The 22,040-nt window shown below is 67.8% G+C and carries 21 protein-coding genes and 1 pseudogene; 15 read left to right on the top strand and 7 right to left on the bottom strand.

The window, feature by feature from the left end; genetic code table 11:
• Positions 1 to 61: 61 nt before the first annotated feature.
• From G9U53_RS10835 to G9U53_RS10790, 11 genes are all read left to right on the top strand, one after another.
• Positions 62 to 1,570: an NAD(P)/FAD-dependent oxidoreductase gene (locus tag G9U53_RS10835; protein WP_165638675.1), complete on the top strand. Its 1,509-nt coding sequence runs from the start codon at positions 62 to 64 to the stop codon at positions 1,568 to 1,570.
• Positions 1,563 to 2,462 carry an alpha/beta hydrolase gene (locus tag G9U53_RS10830; RefSeq protein ID WP_058036971.1) on the top strand — a complete coding sequence of 300 codons (900 nt, stop codon included), beginning with the start codon at positions 1,563 to 1,565 and terminating at the stop codon, positions 2,460 to 2,462. Before G9U53_RS10835 ends, G9U53_RS10830 begins: the two co-directional genes overlap by 8 nt.
• The gene (locus tag G9U53_RS10825; protein WP_058036970.1) at positions 2,459 to 3,859 is read left to right on the top strand and encodes an FAD-dependent oxidoreductase; all 1,401 of its coding nucleotides are present in this window, start codon (positions 2,459 to 2,461) and stop codon (positions 3,857 to 3,859) included. The genes G9U53_RS10830 and G9U53_RS10825 overlap by 4 nt, the downstream gene beginning before the upstream one ends.
• Positions 3,856 to 5,280: an APC family permease gene (locus G9U53_RS10820; RefSeq protein WP_165638674.1), complete on the top strand. Its 1,425-nt coding sequence runs from the start codon at positions 3,856 to 3,858 to the stop codon at positions 5,278 to 5,280. The genes G9U53_RS10825 and G9U53_RS10820 overlap by 4 nt, the downstream gene beginning before the upstream one ends.
• Positions 5,281 to 5,344: 64 nt before the next feature.
• Positions 5,345 to 6,022, top strand: coding sequence for a hypothetical protein (locus G9U53_RS10815; RefSeq protein ID WP_242692521.1), 678 nt, complete (start codon positions 5,345 to 5,347; stop codon positions 6,020 to 6,022).
• Complete coding sequence (locus tag G9U53_RS10810; protein WP_058036967.1) at positions 6,015 to 7,373, top strand: glutamine synthetase; 1,359 nt, start codon at positions 6,015 to 6,017, stop codon at positions 7,371 to 7,373. Before G9U53_RS10815 ends, G9U53_RS10810 begins: the two co-directional genes overlap by 8 nt.
• Entirely contained in the window at positions 7,370 to 8,131 is a 762-nt protein-coding gene (locus G9U53_RS10805; protein WP_058036966.1) for a gamma-glutamyl-gamma-aminobutyrate hydrolase family protein, read from the top strand. The genes G9U53_RS10810 and G9U53_RS10805 overlap by 4 nt, the downstream gene beginning before the upstream one ends.
• Positions 8,128 to 9,768 (top strand): AMP-binding protein, encoded by a 1,641-nt coding sequence (locus G9U53_RS33300; protein WP_058036965.1) that lies wholly within the window; start codon positions 8,128 to 8,130, stop codon positions 9,766 to 9,768. The genes G9U53_RS10805 and G9U53_RS33300 overlap by 4 nt, the downstream gene beginning before the upstream one ends.
• The gene (locus tag G9U53_RS33295) at positions 9,761 to 10,555 is read left to right on the top strand and encodes an enoyl-CoA hydratase/isomerase family protein (RefSeq protein ID WP_058036964.1); all 795 of its coding nucleotides are present in this window, start codon (positions 9,761 to 9,763) and stop codon (positions 10,553 to 10,555) included. The genes G9U53_RS33300 and G9U53_RS33295 overlap by 8 nt, the downstream gene beginning before the upstream one ends.
• On the top strand, positions 10,552 to 11,670 hold the full coding sequence (locus tag G9U53_RS10795) for a Zn-dependent alcohol dehydrogenase (RefSeq protein ID WP_058036963.1): 1,119 nt from the start codon (positions 10,552 to 10,554) through the stop codon (positions 11,668 to 11,670). Before G9U53_RS33295 ends, G9U53_RS10795 begins: the two co-directional genes overlap by 4 nt.
• Positions 11,667 to 13,130 (top strand): aldehyde dehydrogenase, encoded by a 1,464-nt coding sequence (locus G9U53_RS10790; protein WP_058036962.1) that lies wholly within the window; start codon positions 11,667 to 11,669, stop codon positions 13,128 to 13,130. The genes G9U53_RS10795 and G9U53_RS10790 overlap by 4 nt, the downstream gene beginning before the upstream one ends.
• Before the next feature lie 959 nt (positions 13,131 to 14,089).
• Here G9U53_RS10790 and G9U53_RS10785 read toward each other — a convergent pair.
• Complete coding sequence (locus tag G9U53_RS10785; protein ID WP_058037007.1) at positions 14,090 to 15,310, bottom strand: helix-turn-helix domain-containing protein; 1,221 nt, start codon at positions 15,308 to 15,310, stop codon at positions 14,090 to 14,092.
• Positions 15,311 to 15,619: 309 nt separating this feature from the next.
• Here G9U53_RS10785 and G9U53_RS10780 point away from each other — a divergent pair.
• Positions 15,620 to 15,800 (top strand): annotated as a pseudogene (locus tag G9U53_RS10780) (cyclase); the annotation flags it as partial.
• Between the two features lie 1,519 nt (positions 15,801 to 17,319).
• On the top strand, positions 17,320 to 17,943 hold the full coding sequence (locus G9U53_RS10770) for a DUF6328 family protein (protein WP_223304630.1): 624 nt from the start codon (positions 17,320 to 17,322) through the stop codon (positions 17,941 to 17,943).
• 537 nt (positions 17,944 to 18,480) lie between these two features.
• Here G9U53_RS10770 and G9U53_RS10765 read toward each other — a convergent pair.
• From G9U53_RS10765 to G9U53_RS10750, 4 genes are all read right to left on the bottom strand, one after another.
• The gene (locus G9U53_RS10765) at positions 18,481 to 18,645 is read right to left on the bottom strand and encodes a hypothetical protein (protein WP_156423042.1); all 165 of its coding nucleotides are present in this window, start codon (positions 18,643 to 18,645) and stop codon (positions 18,481 to 18,483) included.
• Positions 18,646 to 18,705: 60 nt separating this feature from the next.
• Positions 18,706 to 18,969: a hypothetical protein gene (locus G9U53_RS10760; RefSeq protein WP_165638673.1), complete on the bottom strand. Its 264-nt coding sequence runs from the start codon at positions 18,967 to 18,969 to the stop codon at positions 18,706 to 18,708.
• A gap of 303 nt (positions 18,970 to 19,272) precedes the next feature.
• Positions 19,273 to 19,596 carry a hypothetical protein gene (locus G9U53_RS10755; RefSeq protein ID WP_232330095.1) on the bottom strand — a complete coding sequence of 108 codons (324 nt, stop codon included), beginning with the start codon at positions 19,594 to 19,596 and terminating at the stop codon, positions 19,273 to 19,275.
• A gap of 59 nt (positions 19,597 to 19,655) precedes the next feature.
• Complete coding sequence (locus tag G9U53_RS10750; RefSeq protein WP_054781738.1) at positions 19,656 to 20,114, bottom strand: Hsp20 family protein; 459 nt, start codon at positions 20,112 to 20,114, stop codon at positions 19,656 to 19,658.
• Positions 20,115 to 20,278: 164 nt separating this feature from the next.
• On the opposite strand from G9U53_RS10750, the gene G9U53_RS10745 reads away from it, so the two are divergent.
• Together G9U53_RS10745 and G9U53_RS10740 are read left to right on the top strand one after the other, a co-directional pair.
• A complete protein-coding gene (locus tag G9U53_RS10745; protein WP_054781737.1) occupies positions 20,279 to 20,623 on the top strand; it encodes a MerR family transcriptional regulator in 345 nt (114 codons plus the stop codon).
• Positions 20,624 to 20,650: 27 nt separating this feature from the next.
• On the top strand, positions 20,651 to 20,851 hold the full coding sequence (locus G9U53_RS10740; protein ID WP_054781736.1) for a hypothetical protein: 201 nt from the start codon (positions 20,651 to 20,653) through the stop codon (positions 20,849 to 20,851).
• Between the two features lie 193 nt (positions 20,852 to 21,044).
• Here the strand turns inward: G9U53_RS10740 and G9U53_RS10735 are convergent, their stop codons facing one another.
• The gene (locus G9U53_RS10735; RefSeq protein ID WP_054781735.1) at positions 21,045 to 21,707 is read right to left on the bottom strand and encodes a hypothetical protein; all 663 of its coding nucleotides are present in this window, start codon (positions 21,705 to 21,707) and stop codon (positions 21,045 to 21,047) included.
• Positions 21,708 to 21,801: 94 nt separating this feature from the next.
• On the bottom strand, positions 21,802 to 22,040 hold a 239-nt coding region (locus G9U53_RS10730), incomplete at its 5' end, for an ANTAR domain-containing protein (protein ID WP_165638672.1).

Below are 22,040 nucleotides of genomic sequence, written 5' to 3'. Positions count from 1 at the left end.
GGCACCGTCGTAGGCACAACAAGTGACCACGGACACAACGTCACCTCCGAAAGGGCCCACGATGAAGACACTTCCGCAGACCGAAGAATTCGACATCGCCATCATCGGTGCCGGCATCTCCGGCATCGGCGCCGCGAAATACATCACCGAGGCGTTCCCCGGCAAGCGGGTGGTGATCCTCGAGGGACGCGCGAACATCGGCGGCACCTGGGACCTGTTCAAGTACCCCGGCATCCGCTCCGACAACGGCCTGCACACCTTCGGCTACGAGTTCAAGCCCTGGACCGACCCGGACGCCATCGCGGAGGCCCCCAAGATCCTGAACTACCTGCAGGAGACGCTCGACGAGTTCGAACTGAACCGCCTGGTGCGGTTCGAGCACAGCGTGCAGCGCGCCTCGTGGTCGAGCGAGGACGCCCGGTGGACCCTCGACGTCCAGACCCCCGACGGCGACCGGCGCTTCACCACGAACTGGATCTTCGCCGGCACCGGCTACTACCGCTACGACGAGGGTTACACCCCGCACTTCGAGGGCCGCGAAGACTTCAAGGGTGACATCCTGCACCCGCAGCACTGGCCCGAGGACTACGACTACGCCGGCAAGAAGGTCGTGGTCATCGGTAGCGGCGCCACCGCGGTCACGCTGATCCCGTCGATGCTGAACCACGACGGTGCTGCGGCGCACGTCACCATGCTGCAGCGCACGCCGACCTACGTGGTGCCGTGGCCCAAGGTCGACAGCTTCGCGCAGTGGCTGAGCCGGACGTTCGGCGAGAAGCGCGGCTACGCGATGACCCGGTTCACCAACATCACGACCGACCTCGCCCAGGTCAAGTTCATGCGCGCCTTCCCGAAGCTCACCCGCAAGATCATCCGCCGCGTCAACGCCAAGTCCCTACCGCAGGGCTACGACGTGGACACCCACTTCAACCCGCCGTACGACCCGTGGGACCAGCGCCTGTGCCTGTGCCCCGACGGCGACTTCTTCGAGGCGCTCAGCACAGGTGCCGCCTCCATCACCACCGACAAGATCGTCCGGTTCACCGAGACCGGGATCGCGCTCGAATCCGGCGAACACCTCGACGCCGACCTCATCGTCACGGCGACCGGCCTGAACATGCGCATGCTCGGCGGCATCGACCTCGAGGTCGACGGCACCCCTGTCGCGCTCCCTGACACTGTCGCGTACCGCGGCGCGCTGCTCTCGGGCCTCCCCAACCTGGCCATCTCGATCGGCTACACCACGTCCGCGTGGACGCTCAAGGTCGGGATCCTCGCCCGCTACTTCTGCAACCTGGTCAAGCACATGGACGCCTTCGGATACGACAGCGTCCGTGTCGTAGCCGATCCCGCCATGGAGCACCGGCCGATCCTGGACCTGAGTTCCGGCTACGCCCAGCGCGCGAAGGACATCATCCCCAAGCAGGGCACGGGCCTGTTCCAGCAATCGATGTCCTACCAGCAGGACGCGAAGATCCTCCGCGGCCCCCTGCTCGACGACGCCCTGGTGTTCGGCTCCACGACGGACGACGCAACACCGTCGACGGCGAAAAAGGCCGTCCGTGTCTGAGCACACCGAGGACAGGTTCGCCCAGCTCCCGGGCGGCACCCGCATCTGCTACCGGATGGACGGCCAGTACGGCGCGCCGCCCGTGCTGCTCATCGCCGGCCTCGCCGAGGACCTCACGACCTGGTCGGACCGGTTCGTCTCCGCACTGACCGCCACGGGATTCCTGGTGATCCGCATGGACAACCGCGACTGCGGCCGGTCGACCTACGCGACGACACCGCCGCCGAATACGCTGCAGCAGCTGCTCGGCAAAGCGCGCCGCGACGCCTACACGCTGGCGGACATGGCCGACGACGCGGCCCAGCTGATCGAGCATCTCGGGCTCGGCCCCACGCACGTCGTGGGGCGGTCGATGGGCGGCATGATCGCGCAGACCGTGGCCGCGCGGTACCCCGAACTGACCGCGGCGCTCGCGTCGCTGTACTCCACCACAGGGAATTCCAAGGTGGGGCAGCCCGCGGCATCGACCATGGCGCTCATCGCGAGCCCGCCCCGGCGCGACCGGGTGGGAGCCGTCCGAGCGCACCTGCGCATGACGGCACACCTCGCCGGCACGGCGTACCCGATCGACGAAGTCGAGGAGGCGGCGCACGCCGTCACCACCTGGCACCGCACCGCGGGCGACGGTGTCGCCGGCACCGCCCGGCAGATCCAGGCGATCGCGGCGTCGGGTGATCGCACCGCCGAGCTGGCCCGGATCACCGCGCCCACCCTGGTGATCAACGGCGACCGCGATCTCATCGTGGCACCGTCGGGCGGCGATGCGACGGCGGCCGCGATCCCCCATGCCCGGCACATCGTGATCCCGGGCATGGGGCACCACCTTCCCGACGCCCTCGCCCTGCGCATCGCGGACCACGTCGTCTCCCACATCGAGAGGGTGGCGGTATGACCGAGCAGCGCACCGTCGACGTCGTGGTGATCGGCGCCGGGATCTCCGGGCTGACGGCCGCACGCCGGCTTACCCAGGCCGGACGTTCGGTGGCCGTGATCGAGGCCGGCGACCGCGTCGGCGGCCGCACAATGAACCTGCAGGTGACCGACGGCGTGATCACCGAAGGTGGCGGACAGTGGGTCGGCCCCGGCCAGGAACGCGTCCTGGCACTGATCGACGAGCTGGGCCTGACGACCTTCACGACGTTCATCGACGGAAAGTCGATCTACCACCGCCGCGGCCGCTCGAAGCGCTACGACGGAACGATCCCACCGATGAGCCCGCTGGCCATCGCCGACTTCGCCCAGCTGCAGCTGCGGCTTGAGCGGATGGCGAAATCAGTTCCCCTCGAAGCGCCGTGGACGGCCCGCCGGGCCCAGGAGTGGGACGCCACCACCTTCGGCCGCTGGCTCGACGCGCACTCCTTCACCGCGGAGGCCCGGGAGATGTTCACGATGGCCTTCACCGTCACCAACGCGGAGGACCTGCACAGCACCTCGCTGCTGGTCCAGCTCACCCGGATCAAGGGCGGTGGCGGCATCGATCACGCCGTCAACATCACCGACGGTGCGCAGGAGTCCCGCGTCGTGGGCGGCACTGCGGCGATCGCCGACCGGATGGCGGCCGACCTCGGACCGGCAGTGGTGCTCGACTCCCCTGTGTCCGACGTCCACCAGGACGCCGACGGGGTGCTCGTCCGATCCGCGCGGCTCGACGTACGCGCGGACCGCGTCATCGTCGCGATGTCGCCCGCGGACGCGACCCGCATCCGGTTCACGCCCGACCTCCCGACCCGGCGCAGCATGCTGCAGCGACGGTGGAGCACCGGCTCCGAGAACAAGCTGTTCGCGGTCTACGACCGCCCCTTCTGGCGCGAGCAAGGGCTGAACGGCCAGGCCGTCACCGACCTCCCGGTCGCGAACTACGTGGTCGACAACTCGCCGCCCGACGCGAGCGTCGGCATCCTGCTGACCTTCCACGGCACCGCCGGCGCGGGCGGCGGCCTGCACTGGTCCGACGCGATCCTCGACGATTCCGCTGCGCGCCGCGACGCCTTCCTCGCCGACCTGACCACCCTGTTCGGGCCCGAGGCCGCGAATCCCGTGGCATGCCTGGAGAAGGACTGGACGCACGAGCAGTGGATCAGCGGCTGCGTCGGCTCCCGCGCGCCCGGATCGCTGACCCAGTACACCGACGCGGACCGCCGGCCCATCGGGCGGATCCATTGGGCCGGAACGGAGACGGCGATCCTGAACCAGGGCTACATCGACGGTGCCGTCAGCGCAGCGGAGCGCGCAGCTTCGGAGGTCCTCACCGCTGCGGGCGCCCGGGTCGGCGGGAGCGTGCTCTCATGACGCAGCAGCGCGAAGTGCAGGCACCCGTCGGCACCGGCCTCGAACGTACCCTCGGTGTCCCGCAGATCGTCTTCATGGTGGTGGCGTTCGCCGCGCCGCTGACGGTGTTCGCCGGGCTGATTCCGCTCATGCTTGGCACCGGCAACGGCATCGGCACTCCCGTCGACTTCGTGATCGTCGGGATCGTGCTGGTGATATTCACCGTCGGCTACTCCGCGATGACCCCCGAGGTCCGGAACGCCGGCGCCTTCTACTCGTACGTCCGGCGCGGCCTGGGCACCACCGTCGGCCTCGGTGCCGCGGCGCTCGCCCTGGTCACCTACGCCGTCCTGATGGTGTCCGTGACGGGCTACCTCGGTGCCGCTGCCCGCAACGTGATCGTCACGTTCACCGGGGTGTCGGTGCCGTGGTGGATCCTCTCCGCCTCGGGGCTCGCAGCGATCGGCTACCTGGGATACCGCAACGTCGAGGTGAGCGCGCGCGTCCTCGGTGTGCTGCTGGTCGCGGAGATCGGGATCGTCGCGCTGGTCGACCTCTCGATCGTGCTCCGCGGCGGCGCCGAAGGACTGTCGGCCCAGCCGCTGTCCTGGGGCGCGTTCACCAGCGGCGCCACCGGAACCGGGATCATGTTCGCAGTCTTCGGATTCGTCGGATTTGAGGCGACCGCGGTGTTCCGGTCCGAGGCGAAGGACCCCGACCGCACTGTCCCGCGCGCCACCTACATCGCGGTGATCCTCATCGCCGTGATCTATGCCTTCTCCTCGTGGGCGATGATCAACGGTATCGGGGTCTCCCGCGCCGCCGAGCTCGCCGCGCAGGATCCCGAGGGCCTCGCGCCCGGGCTCGCGACGCGCTACGTCTCGCAGGTCGCGCACGACGGGGTGCAGGTGCTCCTGGTCACCAGCTTCTTCGCGTGCATCCTCACCGCGCACAACGTGGTCTCGCGGTTCCTGTTCGCCCTCGGCCGACAGGACGCCCTGCCGCGGCGTGTCGGCGAGGTGCACCCCGCGCACCGGTCGCCGCACGTCGCGTCGGTCCTCACCTCCGCGGTGATCAGCATGCTCGTCGCGGTCACCGCGATCGCCGGGCTCGACCCCGTCACGCAGGTGTACGCGTGGTTCGGCGGCGCGGGGACGCTCGGGCTGATCTCCCTGCTCGCCCTCACCTCGGCCGCGATCGTCGTGCACTTCCTCCGGGAGAGGACGACGAGCCTGTGGCGCGGCACCGTCGCCCCCGTCCTCGCACTTGCCGCGCTCGGGGCGATCCTCGTGCTGGTCGTGAGCAACTTCGACGTACTCATCGGCTCGGCCACCCTCGCGGACGTCTTCCTCGCCGTGCTGGCCGCCGCGTTCGTCGCTGGCCTCCTGTGGGCGCTCGCGCTGCGCCGCAACCGTCCGGACGTGTACGCGACCCTCGAATGACACCGCGTACAACATCGGCCGCCTCTCCGGAAACATCTTCCCCCACTACCGATTAGGACACGCCATGCAAACCACTACCAGCCCTCCTGCCCCGGTCACGGGCGACGCCCGGGTCGTCATCGACGACACGGGCGACGCCCGGGTCGTCATCGACGACGATGCGACGCCGATCGTCCGGCTGCTCGGCCGCACCCTGCGGGACTCGTTCCGGACCGGACACGCCGTCGATGCGCTCGAGCGCCTCTCGGGCTCCGTCGCCGTACGGTCGCACAACACCCCCCAGGCCGCCACCGTCGTCGTGGGCGACGGTGCCGCGACCGTCACCGGTGGCGTGACCGGCGGCACGGACGCCGCGCTCGTCGTCGACCTCGACTCCCGCGTGGCCGTCGTCGCCTCCGACGGCGATCCCCTGCTGGCCGAAGCTGTGCGGCAGGCGCTGTACCCGCAGCCGCCGGCGTGGCGCGACGCGGCCGCGCGGTTCTGGGACCTCACCCGCGGAATCCGCGGAATACCGGACGTCCTGGTCGCGGTGGCGCTGGGTCCGGACGGCCCCGAGGAGGCCCACTTCGGCGCGGGCCCGGACACCTACCGCATCGTCGGCAGCGCGGATCAGCTGGCCGGCGTGTTCACCGGAGCCGACTACCTGCTCTCCGCCCTGGAGCACGGCCTGCGCGTGCAGGGGACTCTCTCGCAACTGTCCGTCATGACCGCCGCCTCCTGGAAGGTTCGATTCGATGTCTGATCTCGCCGCACCCGTAGTGAACGCCCCCGCCAAGGCCTTCCGCCTCGAGGCCACCAACCACGACGGCAGCTTCATGGGCAAGAACGTGACACCGGCGAAATTCGCGTCGGGCCGGGAATCCGGCTTCGCGTTCGCCGACATCCTGTTCGCGATCGACATGGGTACCGACATCGTTTTCGGCGACGCCTACCCCGACTGGCGCGGCAACCTCTACGACATCTCGATGATCCCCGACATGAGCACGCTGGTGCGGTGGAAGCCCGGCGTCGATTCCGTGATCGGCGACTTCTGGCTGAAGGACGGCCGCCCCGTGCCGATCTGCCCGCGGAACATGGTCCGCCTGCTGATCGACCGGCTCGCGGCGCTGGGCTACACCGCCACCGTCGCGGTGGAGATCGAGACCACGCTGTTCGAGGAGTCGATCCAGGAGGCCCGGGCCCGCGGATACCGCGGCCTGACTCCGCTGGGCGGCGACACCGGCTCCACCTACTGCCTCGCCCGGTCCGCCGACTGGATCGACTACATGGAGGCCGTCACCGACCGACTGGACCAGCTCGGCATCGTCTGGGAGGCGTGGACCGACGAGGCCGCGCCCGGCCAGACGGAGCTGAACATCGCCCCCACCGAGCCGCTGGCGCTCGCCGACGCGTGGGTGCGGACCAAGCAGGTCATGCGCGAGATCGCCTGCGAGAAAGGTTGTTCGGTCACTTTCATGGCCAAACCGACCGCCGGTTTCGGGCAGGGCGCGCACATCAACCTGTCGCTGCAGCGCGACGGCGTGAACCAGTTCTACTCGCCCGACGGTCCGTCCGAGGTGATGCTGCAGGCGGTGGGCGGACTCATGGCGACGATGGCCGGCAACACGCTGCTCGCGCTGCCGCAGATCACCTCGTACCGGCGCCTGGTGGATGTGTCGGGGCCGCCGACCACCATCTCGTGGGGCGTGAACAACAAGACCGCGGCGCTGCGTGCCATCGCCGGTCACCCGAATTACTCGCGCCTCGAGTACCGCGTGCCCGGATCGGACGTGAATCCGTACTACGCGCTGGCCGGCGTCCTCGCGGGTGTCATCGCGGGCATCGAGCGGAAGATGCAGGCCCCGCCCCAGGTCGACGATATGGCGTGGTGCCTGCCCGACTACTGCGGCGTCGCGCGCATCCCCGACTCCATCACCAAGGCGATCGCCGCGCTCGACGCAGACGAGATCCTCCGCGAATATCTCGGCGACGAGTTCGTCGACTTCTGGACGGCGTCGCGCCGCTGGGAGTGGATGGAGTTCCACACCAAGGGCGGCGACCCGTACACCGAACTCTCCGAGTGGGAATCCCGACGCTACTTCGAGTTCTCATGAGCCGCCGGCCACTGATCGGGATCACCGGCCGCCGTTTCGAACTGAGCCTGATCGCCGGATCCGACCCCCGGTACGGCAAGGCGTGCATGGACTCGTTCATGTCCGCGTTCGCGACCCGCATCGCGCAGGCCGGCGGCGTGCCGGTGCATCTGCCCTACGACGCCGCCCCCGACGACGCCAGCGAGTGGCTGTCGGGCGTGGTGATCACCGGCGGGCAGGACGTCCATCCCTCCCGCTGGGGCGGCGACACCTCCGTCGTGCGCGACGTGGACCCGCGCACCGACACCAACGCGCACGATCCGGAACGCGACGAGTACGAGTTCGCCCTCACCCGTGCGGCCATAGACCGCGGGATCCCCGTGCTGGGAGTGTGCCGCGGCCTGCAGGTGCTCAACACCGCGCTCGGGGGCACGCTGATCGCCGACCTTCCCGCGGGGCCGATCCCGCACCTGTCCCCGCAGTCCGCGCCCACCGACGGCGACGCCGTCCACGTGGTGCGGTTCGAGCCGGGCTCGACCGCGGCGCGGGTCTTCGGCCCCACCATGACCACGAACTCGTGGCATCACCAGGCCGTCGACCGATGCGGCGACGGCCTGATCGTCACGGGCCGGACGTCCGACGGTGTCGTCGAGGCCGTCGAGATGCTCGGCGCACCGATCCTCGGCGTGCAGTGGCACCCCGAGTGGATGGACAGCGACGACCCGGCGATGAGCTGGATCGTCGACGAATCGAAGAGCCGACAGGAGGCCTGGCAGTGACAATCACCTCGCACACCGACGACGCCGGGCGGCGGGTCGCCGTCGATCCGAGCGAGTTCGGCGACGCCCCGCGGATCGGCACCGTCACCGGACTTCTGGCCGACGGTGCCGCCCGCACGCCGGGCGCGGAGTTGCTGCGGTTCGGCGGCGAGTCGTGGACGTACGAGCAGGCCGATGCGGCGTCGTCGCGGCTCGCGCACCTGCTGATCTCGGACCACGGCATCGTCCCTGGAGACAGGGTTGCGATCATGCTGCCCAACGTCGCCGGCTGGCCGCTCACCTGGTTCGCCGTGCTCAAGGCCGGCGCGGTCGCCGTGCCGGTCAACTCCGCCTACCGCGCGACCGACCTGCGGTTCGTGCTGGAGGACTCCGGCACCCGCGTGATCGCGACCGATGCGGACCACCTTCCGCTGGTACGGGAGGTGATCGCGAGCGATCCGGCGGTCGCCGGCGTCGGCGTCGTCGACATCGCGGAGACTACCGGCACAGAACACCCGTCGACCGCCCCCGCCGTGGACATCCGCCCGGACACCCTGTCCAACCTGCAGTACACGTCGGGCACCACCGGTTTCCCGAAGGCGTGCATGCTCACGCACGACTACTGGACCCGGATCGGGTGGACCTGCGCCGGAGCGGCCGGCCTCGGTACCGACGACGTGCTGCTGACTGCCCAGCCCTTCTCGTATATGGACCCGCAGTGGAACGCCGTGCTGGCGTTGACGACCGGCGCTCCGCTGGTGGTGCTGCCGAAGTTCTCGGCGTCCGGATTCATGCGCGACGTGCGCCGCCACGGCGCGACGTTCTGCTATGTGCTCGGATCGATGCCCACGCTGCTGTTCAAGCAGCCGCCCGGCCCGGAGGACCGGGACAACCGGCTGCGCGGCGTGTTCTGCTCCGCGATCCCCGTGGCGCTGCACGCCGCGCTGGAGGAGCGCTGGGGCGCACCCTGGCGCGAGCTCTACGGCATGACGGAAAGCGGGATCGACCTGTTCAGCCCGTTCGCGGACACCGCCGCCGTCGGCAGCGGAACCCTCGGACATCCCGTCCCCACCAAGCAGGTCCGGATCGTGGACGCCGACGATGCCGAGGTCCCGGCCGGGACACCGGGCGAGCTGACCGTGGCCGGAACGCCGATGATGCTCGGCTACTGGAACCGCCCCGAGGAGACCGAGAGGACCCTGCGCGACGGCCGCCTCCACACCGGTGACGTCGCCGTCAAGGACGAGCACGGCGGGATCCGCCTCGTCGGCCGCCTGAAGGACATGGTGCGGCGCGGCGGGGAGAACGTGGCCGCCGCGGAGGTGGAGGCCGCGCTCGAGCGCGACGAGGCCGTGGTCGCGACCGCCGTGGTCGCCGAACTGGACGACGTGCTCGGCGAGGAGGTCAAGGCCTTCGTGCAGCTCGCGGTGGATGTCCCCGCGGACCGTTCGATGGCCGAGGCGATCGTCGCCCGCGTCGCGGAGCACCTCGCCCGATTCAAGGTTCCGCGCTACGTCGAATTCGTCGCGGACTTCCCGCGCACCCCGTCCGAGCGGGTATCCAAACCCGCACTCAAGGCCCGCGCCGCGCAGGCTCCCGGCACCGTCCATGACCTGCGCGCGTCAGCACCGTCGACCAAGGAGATTTCACATGGATAACACCGACCAGGCGACCGAGAACGTGCTTGTCGAGGTGACCCGGGAGGTCGCCGTCATCACGCTGCGCCGCCCCGAGAAGCTCAACGCTCTCACCGCGCCGATGCGCCGGCGCCTTTCCGCGCTGATCCGCGAGTACGGCACCGGCGACAAGGCCAGGGGCGTAGTGCTGACGGGGACCGGACGCGCGTTCAGCGCGGGCGAGGACCTCGCCGCCGCGCCCACATCGTTCGAGGAGATGCGGGAGAGCTTCGAGAGCTTCCACGACGTGACCCGCGCCGTGATCGAGACCCGGGTGCCCGTGATCGCGGCGATCAACGGCATCGCCGTGGGCGGTGCGTCGGAGATCACGCTGTGCTGCGACGCCCGACTGGGCACGCCCCGGACGGAGTACTACCAGCCCGAGAACGGACGCGGCCTGACCATCTCCAACGCGTCCAGCATCCTCCTGCCCCGCATCGTCCGCGGCCACGCGATGCGCATGGTCCTGGCCTCCGAGCGCGTCCGCGCCGACGAGGCGCTGACCATCGGCCTGCTCGACGAGATCGTTGAGCCGGAAGCACTGCTGGACCGCGCCATCGACACCGTGCACGCGTGGACCCCCGAGGGCGTCAACAACACCGCCCTGCACCTGGAGCTACTGCGGCCGTCAATCGAGGAGATCGAGCGCGCCTTCGAGCGCGAGGACGCCGCGGCCGACGAGTCCTGGAACAGCGGCGCGCTCACCGCCGGCGTCCAGGGCTTCTGGGACGCACGCACACCCGCCACCGCGAACGTAGCGAACCGATGATCATCACCCGCGCCGCCGTGCTCACCGAGGTGGGCCGGCCCCTGCACCTGACCGACATCCGTGTCGATGATCCCGAGCCGCACGAGGTGCGGGTCGCCGCCACCCACGTGGGGCTGTGCCACAGTGACCTGCACTATATGACCGGAACCGTCGAATCCGAGGTCCCGGTCGTCGTCGGGCACGAGGTGGCGGGCATCGTCGAGTCAATCGGCTCGGCCGTCACCGACCTGAAGCCCGGCGACCGCGTGACCGGCGCGCTGACCCCGTCGTGCGGACACTGCGCGAACTGCAACGCCGGCCGCTCCACCCAGTGCCAGCGGCAGGCGGAGATCCGGCGCCGCCCCCGGCCCGCGTACGCGCTGCCCGACGGGACGCCCGTCGCGCGCCTCGGCGACGTGGGCGCGTTCTCCGAGCACATCCTGCTCCGCGCGAACGCCGCGGTGAAGCTGCCCGACGACGTGCCCACCCGCGTCGGCTGCCTGCTGTCCTGCTGCATCGTGACCGGCGTCGGCGCGGTGTTCCGCGGGGCGCAGGTGCGCCCGGGTTCCACCGTCGCGGTGATCGGCTGCGGCGGAGTCGGTTCGGCCATCATCCAGGGCGCGCGGCTCGCGGGCGCCTCGGCGATCGTCGGCATCGACCTCGACGACGCCCGGCTCAAGGCCGCGCACGAGTACGGCGCCACGCACACCATCAACGGTGCGGGCGAGGTGCGGGCCGACATCACCGAGCTGCTCGGCGACGGGGTGGACTACGCCTTCGAGGCCGTCGGCTCGGCACGCACCGCCGCGACGGCGCTCGCGATCGTGCGGGCCACCGGCACCGCGTGCCTGGTGGGCATCGCACCCGACGGGACCGACGTGCCCGTCCCCGCCTCCGACTTCTTCTTCAGCGAGAAGCGCCTGATCGGCTCGTACATGGGCTCCGGCCAGGCACGCGAGGACATCGGGCAGTTCGCCCGCCTGTACCAGCAGGGCCGACTGCTGCTCGACGAGATGGTCACGGACGTCATTCCGTTCGAGGAGATCAACGAGGGCTTCGAGGCCATGAAATCGGGCGACGTCACGCGGATCGTCGTCGCCATGCCCACCAGTTCCGAGACCGAGGTGACCCAGTGACCACCGAAACCACCACCCTCGCCCAGCCCCGCAGCTACATCGCCGGGGAGTGGGTCGAGTGCGAGACGCTCGACACCTGGAACGTCGACCCGAACACCGGCGAGCCCGTGCACCGCGCGGTGACCACCACCCAGGCCGATCTGGACCGGGCGCTGGACCTCGCGCAGCGCGTCTACGACGCGACGGATTTTACCGCCGACGACGTCCGGATCGAACGCGCCGAGGCGCTGGAGCGGGCGGCGGCGAACGTCGAGCAGCGGCTCGGGGAGATCGCGCGGCTCGACGCGCTCACCAGCGGCACGGCGATCGGCGCCACCCGCAAGATCGCGGCGTTCCTCCCGCACCGCCTGCGCGGCGCCGCCGCCGAGGCGCGGAACATCGCCCGCGTCACCGCTCTCCCCGCGGGCGGCCGCGACGTTCGGCTGTACCGGATCCCGTGGGGTCCCGCGGCGATCCTCACCCCGTGGAACGGCCCCAGCTTCATCCCGGCGGCGAAGGTCGCGAGCGCGATCGCCGCCGGCTGCCCGGTGCTGCTCAAGCCGTCCGAGCACGCGCCCGCCAGCGCGCAGGTGATCGCCGAGTGCTTCGTCGACGCCGGCCTGCCCGACGGGGCCCTCCAGCTCGTGCACGGCCCCGGCGACATCGGCGCCGCGCTGACGGGCGACCGCCGTGTCCAGGTGGTCTCGTTCACGGGCGGCCCGGGCGCGGGCCGAGCGATCGCCCGGGCGGCGGCGGAGGACTTCAAGGTCCTGCAGCTGGAGCTGGGCGGCAACAACCCGGTGATCGTGCTCGACGACGCCGACCTCGGCGTGACCGCGGACGGGATCATCACGGGCATAACGAACCTCAACGGCCAGTGGTGCGAGGGCCCGGGCAAGGTGCTCGCGCCGCAGCACCTGGTCCAGCCGCTCCGCGAGGCGCTGGGAGAGCGCATCGCGAAGCTGCGGATCGGGCACTCGCTGGACGAGGCCACCGACATCGGGCCGATCTCCAACGAGCCGCACTTCCGCACGCTGCGAAAGCGGATCGACGGCCTGCGCGCGCTCGGGGCCGAGATCGACCAGCCGGGCGAGCGGCCCGCGCTGGCAGGGTTCTTCCTGTCCCCCACGGTCGCCACCGGTTCCGACCCCGCCCGCACGACGGCGGAACTGTTCGGGCCGGTCGTCTCGCTGCACGGCGTGGACTCCGAAGAGGAGGCGCTGCGGGCGGCGAACGCGCACCCGTCGGGCCTGGACGCGTACGTCTTCGGCACCGACACCGACCGCGCGATCGCAGTCGGCGCCCGGATCAAGTCCGGCGAGATCCGCGTCAATGGCGCGAAGGTCGCCGACCTCGGCGACGACTCCGCGCAGAGCTTCTGGGGTCCGTCTGGCATCGGCGGGCACGGTCCGGCCGAGTCGATCCGGGTGTTCTGCGGCGACCGTGTGGTCGGCGTGGACTCGCCGGACCTTCCGATGTAGGCCGTGACCGAACTCGAACGAAGAGGAGGAACACCGATGGACAAGAACACCACTCATGACGTCACGGTGCTCGGCTGCAGCGGTCGAGGCCGCACTCGCACGCACACTGGCCGGCGCCGGCCACAGCGTCGCCGTGTGGAACCGTACACACGCCAGGCCGAGGCGCTGGCGAGCGAAGCGATCACACCCGTGCAGGAGGTCGCCGACGCCGTCGGCGCCGCACCGCTCGTGCCGGCCTGCCTGTCCACCTACGACGATGCGCTCGCCGTCCTGCGGGACGTGCCGGGCTGGACCGGCGCCACGCTCGTCAACGTGGGCAGCGGCACGCCGGTGGAGGTCGACTCGTTCGCAGAGTGGGCCAGTGGACGCGGCACCGACTACCTGGATGGCTCGAGCCTCGGCTATCCCGCCGGCATCGGCACCGAGGCGGCGGCGATCCTCTACTCCGGATCCGAAACCGCGTGGGCCGCACACGGCGAGACGCTCACGGCCCTGACTCCAATGTCGGTGTGGGTGTCGCCGGAGGTCAGGACCGCGAGCGTCCTGAACGCGGGACTCGTCGGCATGTTCCTGGTGCCCGCGGTCAGCGCGTACGTCGAGGCGGCGACCTATGTGCTCGGTCAGGGTGTCGATCGGTCCCTGCTCGACAACCTCACGCCGGCGGTGTTCGCATCGACCCAGGCGGAGACCGCCACGGCCGCGATCGACGGCGACGACTTCGCGACGGACCAGGCGACGATCGCGACGTACGCGCAGGGCCTCGACGGGGCCGCCGCCATCATGGCGGAAGCCGAAGCCGGAATCCGGAATCCGGGCGCGCGTGTTCACCGCCGCCATCGAGAACCTCACCGCCGCTGTGGACGCCGGCCTCGGCGATCTCGGGTTCGCGGCCCAGGCGAGGATCGTCGCCGTGGCGGGGTAAGCCGGGGCGAGACGGCCCGGTCGGGACGCCGCGGGTGTCAGTCGCGCAGCTGCACGAGCATGAGCGCGGCGACGACGCTCGCGGCGCTCTCGGCGAGCGGCACAGGCAGGAGTTGGTCGGCTCGCGCCAGCCTCCGCTCGACGGTGTTCCTGTGCGTGAACAGGCGCTCGGCGGCGGCGGAGCCGTTGAACCGCTCCTGGATGTAGGTAAGCACCGTCTCGCGCAGCGCCGGGTCGGCGATGGCCAGGTCGCCCAGCGTGTCGGTGACGAACTGATCGGCCTGCGCCATGTCGGCGGTGAGAACCGAGACCAACGCGACGTCCTCGTAGCGCACGACGATCCGGTTCGAGCCCAACCGGGCCAGCATCCGCTGCGCGGACGCCGCGTCGAGGTGGCTGCGACGAAAACCTTCGAGGTCCTGTCCCGGGCGTCCGAAGGCGAGGTGGATCCCCGGTGTTTCGGCGACGATCCGTTCGGCGACCTCGGTCGGAGGGACCACGTGCGCCGAGACCCACACCCACAGGGCGGTGGTACTCGCGTTGAGGGTGAGCCGGCGCCCGGCACCGCACATCCGCATCACTGCCTCCGCAGCGGTGTCGAGGCCCGCCGCCTCGTCTGCCGAATCGCTCCAGATGATCGCGGCCACGTGGTCCCCCGTCAACGCGTAGCCGAGACGCGATTCCGCCCTCGCGCGACCGATCGGCGCGCCTTCGAGCAGCAACTGGACCGTGGCGTGTCGTTCGGCGTTCGCCCCCTTGGCGAGATCGACGCGCTCCCTCTCCACGAACTCGTCGAGCGCGGCGATCGAATCGTCGATGAATGTCGCCATCGAGCGCTCAGACACCTTTATCAGTTCCCGGAGTTCGTCGAGGTCGGTGGTGGCGGCGAAGCAGCCGTCGACCCACATCGACCACGCGCCGTGCTGAGCGCCGCGCCAGGAACCTAGGTCGTGCAGGTCCAGTCCGCGGCGCACGACGTCCCGCGCGAACTGCAGGATCTCCGGATCCATGCTCGGCGGAACCCGCATGCCGGGATCCTGCATGTTCGCGGACAACCAGTGCAGCATGTTGGTCCTGTTCATCCGGCGGTCCGCCTCCACGAGCTGCGGATCGTCGAGCACCGCGCGGTAATCCGCTGACTCGTGTGCTGCCGCCGTCACCTCTTCCGCAGCGGTGTCGGCTGCAGCGAGCATGTGCTCGGCCACCAGCCGGATGAGCGCCGAGATGCGCACGCTCGGGCGCGGCCACGATGTTCCCACTGTCGCACTGTAGCGCTGCGCCGGTCCGGCCGCGCAAACGCTGCGCCTCACGGCGGCATCTAATCCGAAAATGGGGTGACGTGCCTGCGGTGCCGGCACGTGCGTTGTCCCGGCGGCACGTAGCGGAGCCGGGAAGGTCGTGGTGGTGTTGTGCGGGTCAGGCGGCCGGGGTGAGGGTGACGGTGCAGCCGAGGGCTTCGAGTTGACGGATGTGGTTGCGTTTCTTGGTGTCCGGGTTGATGTGGCGGGTGTAGGTCGGGGCCGAGGTCGTGGAAGGTGGTCTGGTCGTCGGAGAACAGGTGCCAGACGATGGACATCGACCCCGACGGCTTCGTCGAGAACGTCGCCGGACAAACTCGGAATCCTCACTCATCGCGTCAAAACGGACATGAAGAACTTCAAGGAGTTCATCGAGTCCCGCGGACACGAAACCGGCGCTTGGCGCGGCAACGTCGAACGCCCCGACCAGATTCGCCTCGACGAAGCATAAAACCCTTCCGATCTTCATTCGACCGGACCGCGAATTCGTCGAGGCTTCGGCGCCGACTCAGGATGACGCACGTCTGAAGGCGCAGGCACCCGCTCGCGGGTAAACCCGGGCGTGAACTGCTGCACGGCAACTACTTCGGAAGCGTGGGCGTGGGGAGTGGAATCCGCCGCACGATTTTCGTCGCCGTCATGCATCTAGAGTGCGCCATCGGCCTTCGCAGCCTTCGTCAAATGGCTGTCCGTCACGTTCTGCGGAGGTGTCGAGATCAGTTGATACAACCGTTGGAACACAGAGGCTGCCCCCCGGCCTATCTTAGAAACCGAGGGCAGTCGCTTCGCGTACAGTGCTGTTCCGCTTGTTTTCGATCCTCTCGCCCAATAGGGAATGTCGGCAATACCAACCGTCAGCGAGGTAGGGGAACTGTTCGAGATCTTTGACAGACTCAACCCGCCGTGCTCGCAGATCACAGTGCTCAGCTACGTCGACGGACCCCGATCCCTTCCTCCGCGAAGCCGCCCGCGCAGCACGACCCCCTACATGACGACAGTCGCCGAGTTGGAAGCATCCGAACAATTCCGCCGCGCCCGTAGCTCTGGGTGGCCACACGGTTCTTTGTCGTGACCAGACTCTATGCACTTTCCTCGTCATCTCTGCTCCGGGCCGCGGACAACCGGACCCTCCCGCGAAAGGGAAGCCGTGGACCTGGCAGAGCAGTGATCCGCCCTCCACCAGGTAGCGGCCACCCCACACCCCCGCCGCTTCCCCACGAGCAAGGGCGCCCGCCAAACACTCCGACATATGGGAACAACTGCGACACAATGACATCGCCCTCGACAGCTCCTCACGCGCCGAAGAAAACCACCATTCCGGATCGTGCGACCGACACGGAGCAGTCACTACGTGTTCCAAGCCCACTCGGCGCTTCCCCAGTCCTGCCTAGGCTATTTCGTGTCGAAATCGGATTCGGTGCACGAGGCGGATGCACCGGCACCATTGGAGGTGTTCTCCGTCAACACCTTCCGTCGACAATGAACGCGCACGTGATCGCCCCGTCGTCATCGAACCCGTTACTGGCGGTCACCGTCGCAATCTTCACCAGTCCCGTCACCGTGACCTCCTTGGTCCACGGCCATGTGCGCTTATTCTTCGGCGGGTACTGCTGACCCGTACTGCGGCGGATACCCCTGGCGTGGCTGCTGAACCGTAGGGCTGTTGAGGCGATTGCCCGTAAGGCTGATGCGGGTCTGGACCATACGAATTGGGTCCTGCGGAGGCGGCGTCATGATGGCTTTCTTCGGCTCTGCGCACACCCATCATCTGGGGGCTCTCCCATAGGAGTACCAGAGCAACGCCCCCATACGGGCAGCTTGCGAAAACCCGCTACCTCAACCACACGACGATCCCAACGAACAACTCACCACAGGAATCACTGCCTACCCTTCACGTGGCAGGTGCCCAGCCCTGCGCGTGGCACGGGGAAGCCTGTTTCCCGCATGCGCTGAGCGGGTAGCTCACCCAGATGAGCACCGGACACGCACCAACCGGCGACGGAGCCCGGCCGCAACGCCCACGCCCCGAACCGCGTCCCGAGGCCACTGCACCGCCACGCGCCGATTCAGAATGGAACTATCGCGTCCGCCACGAGACACCCACCCAACGTCTCGACCGCAACTGGTCCCACATCCTCCAAGAGCTCCGGGTAGTCCAGACCGGCATGCAGATCCTCACCGGCTTCCTCCTGACATTGCCCTTCCAACAACGCTTCTCGGATCTGCAAGCTTTCGAGAAGGACTTGTATCTGATCACGCTGGCAATGTCTACGGCAGCGACGATCGTGCTCGTATCACCTGTCGCCATGCACCGCCTACTCTTCAGGCGTCACGCCCTCCCCGTCCTCGTCGAGCAGGGTCAACGATTCGCCGTCACCGGCCTTCTCCTACTCGGCGGCGCACTGACTGGCGTTCTCACCCTGACTTTCGATGTAGTCGTCAACAAAAGCACAGGCCTGATCGCCGGCGGCTGCGCCGTACTTCTGGCAATCACATTGTGGTGCTGCTACCCACTTCTCTTCGCACACCAGCTGCATCTCGGCCGCCCCGAGAAACAACCCGACGAACCACAGCACCCACGCAACCACCATTAGACCGCGGATGCTGACGCATCACGCATCCGAATACACCATCCGCCGATGTTTCAGCCCGCCGGCCCCTCGGTAACTACCCCACGCGGCGAACGGTTCGGTGAGTCGCACACAGGCCCTCACCCGCACTCTGTCACTCACGACGGTGGACACCTGACCCGAACAAACGGCACTCCAACACTTTTTGGTGTCGCCAACCGCACCGAAACAAACGGGCGACGCACCGCCGCGCCTCCTATCCCCGAACGCTGCGACAGGCATCCCTCAACCGGCGAAAGGTTGTTCGGTTGTGAGTCAAGTGCGGTGCTGCATCCCGAAACCGTCACCGCCGCATACCGGAAGTTCGGATCCGCCACACCCAGCCGATCAGCGCTCCCGGAAGTCCAGGCGCGCAACGACAGCCAACCCTATACACAACACGATCACCAGCACTGCAACATTGATCATCACGATCTCCCCTCTGGCAACCGTGTGGGGTCAGTCAGTCCCAACGCACGGTGAACCAGACTCATACGGCAGTCTGGGCGAGCCTCGACGAATCTACGCAGCGTGCAGAATCCGAGAAGAGGCGTCCTCGATACTCCGATTCGGTGTCATCGTCGACGTCGCGGCACCCGCGCTGCCCCCTGTGACGACCTGACGCCACCACGCTTCACGTTCCTCGGATTCCGGCCACACCACCACATCGAGGTCATCGACATCCATGCGAGTACTCCTTCATGTCCTCTGACCACCTGTTACCCCGCCTACGGTCCTGTAAACCCTTCACAGCTTCGACGTCGGATCGACCGTCGACTCCCCCACCAGCGCCGGGCTCGGCATGCCGATCTTCGGGCACCATGTGCCGCGGTGCCCGCCGGGAGGCAGTTTCGTGGGCAACAACGCCCCGAGGTGGTCGTAGCGCTGGACATGCAATCCCCCACTGCTGCCGCCGTTGGCTGCCGTCGCCGCCACGATCGCCTCGTTATCCGAATCGAAGAACTCCTCGGCGCTCGATCCGTCCGCGAACGTGAACCTGTACCGTTCCATCACGCGACCTCACCGTTTGTCGAAAATAACTCGTAGACATTGTGTTCGGACGAAACTCTGCACGGTGTGCGTTCACGCTGCGCGCCGGAAAAGGTGATTGCCGAGCCGGTCACACTTCTCGCACTCTTCACCGTCCAAGGCCTGTACCCACTACCTACCGGGTATTCGCAGAAGACGTCACAGTGTGTGAGCGTCTCGGCAACCACCGCACAAGAACCCGCGGACCCTGCCCGCAAGTCCTCACACCCGAGGGTCCCCCGCTGCGCCGTCGAGGGCCGGGCAACGAGAAACCCGCCCACGCCCCTAACCCTGTGGAGGGGAGCGTTGGGTCGCCCGCGGCCGCATCACCGGAACCCGATACGTATACCGGGACATCATGATCGGCGGGGCCACCAAGCCGGGGTCGAGGGTGCAGCCGGCAATCCGGGTGAGCAACACCCACGCCGCCGGAGTGAGCGCATCGGCGAGAATCCGATCCGAATCCTCTACCACGGCAGCATATTCCAGTTCGTGCCAGAGGTGGATACCCAGCCTCTCCCACTCCGAGTCGCCGCGCCGACCCCTGCCGGCTACTTCACGCTCGTCCTCGGCGATGCGGTCGATCTCGACGTCATCGACCCCAGTCATTGTCGCTGCACCCTCTCGAAACCTGCTGTTGTGGACTGCGGACTGTTCCGGCGTGCTGTTCACGCATCGATCTGCTTGCTCTCCTGCTTGTGGCCCACCTCCTTGCTGCTCCCGTTGCTGTTCCCGGCGCTGCTGATCTCGATCTTGCGGGGCTTGGCCCGCTCCGCGAGCGGGATCGTCAACCTCAGCACCCCAGCGTCGTAGCCGGCCTCGATATTGTCGGTGTCGAGGTTCTCGCCCAGGAACAGTTGACGACTGAATACCCCGCGCGGGCGCTCAGCCGCAATCATCTCCGCCTCGCCGGCGCGAACCGGCCGCTCGGCGTGCACCGTCACCACGTTGCGGTCCACATCGAGGTCGAGTGAATCCGGGTCCATGCCGGGAAGATCGAACTCGACGACGAACTGCTCACCTTCCTGCCATGCATCCATCGGCATCACCGCCGGCTGCGACGCAGTACCCAACAGCTGTCGGGTCAGGCGGTCAAGATCACGGAAAGGATCGGTGCGCATCAACATTTTCGGTCACCTCCAGGAAAAGTCACTGGAACCGTTCACTGACTACCACCACCGCATCCACCGAACTTCTACAGTAGATGCTGTAGATTTGGTATATCATCAAACACACATCGGATCAAGAGCTTGCCCGCAGATATCGAAATTTCTTTGATGGGAGGACCATCATGGCGCGCAACCCCGCTATCGCCGAACCCCCTGGCCTGTACGCGATCTCGGTGACATCGGAGCTCTCCGGATTCACCGCCGGCACACTGCGACTCTACGAACAGTACGGCCTGATCACCCCCGCCCGCACCCGCGGCGGTACCCGCCGCTACAACGACGAGGACCTCACCCGTCTGGGCCGCATCACAGAACTCATCGCCGACGGCATCAACCTCGTCGGCATCAAACGAGTCCTCGAACTCGAAGACAGCACCGCCCTACTACGCCGCGACAACACCCGGCTACGCGCAGACAACGCCCACCTACGCCGGAAAAACACACACGACACAGAGAAACGTCCGTGATCGCCCGACAGAGAAAGGACCACCGCCATGGAAGACAACCGCATTCGCTCAGCCCTCGACGCGACACCCGACACCGACTACCTCGAACAAACCATCCCAGCCGACCCGAATGCAGTGGATGCCGTCGACCTCGAAGCCCTCACCACTGAACTCGACACCCCATGGCCGACGCCCGAGGGAGATCTGCTCGAACAATCGACACCCGCCCCCCTCGACGACGAACGCTGAAATTCCCTGTCCGCCGGTGCACTACACCAACCGGGCAGGGAACGCCCTGCCGACCCGAGGCATCTCTGTATCCGAATACGTTGTCTAACAGCTCTTTCGAGAACGACTGCACGACCGGATCCGAGAGTGCATACGATACGAAAACCTCCCGGTAAGGATCACTTCATGCTCGTACCACCTAGGAGGCTCTACCTCACCGGGCATCCGGGTTCGCCAACACCAACGACGAGTACGCCCCGGCGCTGATCCCTCGTCGCCGCGCGTTCTCCGCCAACCGTGCAGTTGCGAGTTCGATCGAAATACCGTCGAGTTCGGCGATCATGCCGACTGCCTGTTCCACGTCGCCGCGGACCGCGATCAGCTTCTTGACCGCCGTCACCACCTGCGAATGACGATCCTGACGACTGTCCGTGGACAGAGTCAGAGCGGCCAAATCTGCCATCGACTGCCCGTATGCATTACTACGCTCAGCGCTGTGCCACGAATCGTGAGTAAAGACCACGAGTGATCCGAGCGATGTCCGACCCAACCTCATCGGAAAGCAGCGGCACCCGCCCAGCCCATGTTCGAGTCCTGAGCGACCGAATTTCCGCCACCGCTCCCCCACGTCTTTGAAGCTGTCGACCATCACAACCGCTCCACTCTCAGCGCTCAGCGCAGCCGGACCCGATATGGCAAGAGTCCGGTCGGGAACGAACTCGGCATTTGCCGACTCCACCAACACATCGAGATAACCTTGCTCCCCGTTTCGCACCACGAGGACGCACCACACACCGCTCAGATTCTGTCTCGATCGCTCAACGATCGTCTCGAGTACACGCAGGGAATCGAAGTCGGTGGTGAGAAGATGAGTCACCTCGGCAATGCTCAATTGTATTGCGGGGGTGTTCATCCTGGGCTCCCATCGTCAAGTACTGCAGAGACATTGCGCGATCTTTCCGAATCAGATGTCATCCGTCCTCACCACCGTGTGCGAATCGGATCCGCCTATTCACGACATCTGCGGCGATCTCCCAGATCGGCCTCCCCGAGGAGTACGCGGCGGCTCGAAGCCGAGAAAGCGACTCTTCGACCGAGACACGAAGTTGGATCGCGATCATCCCGACTGCCTGGTTCACCTCGGGTCGGTGAAATGCATTGACGAGCATCCCGGCGTCCAGATCACCGGTGACAGGAAGTTCGGCAAGAA

This window comes from Rhodococcus sp. D-46 (genome assembly GCF_011290655.1).
Lineage (GTDB): Bacteria > Actinomycetota > Actinomycetes > Mycobacteriales > Mycobacteriaceae > Rhodococcus_F > Rhodococcus_F qingshengii.
Note: the sequence above shows the minus strand (reverse complement) of the source record. Positions and strands in the feature narration are given on the sequence as shown.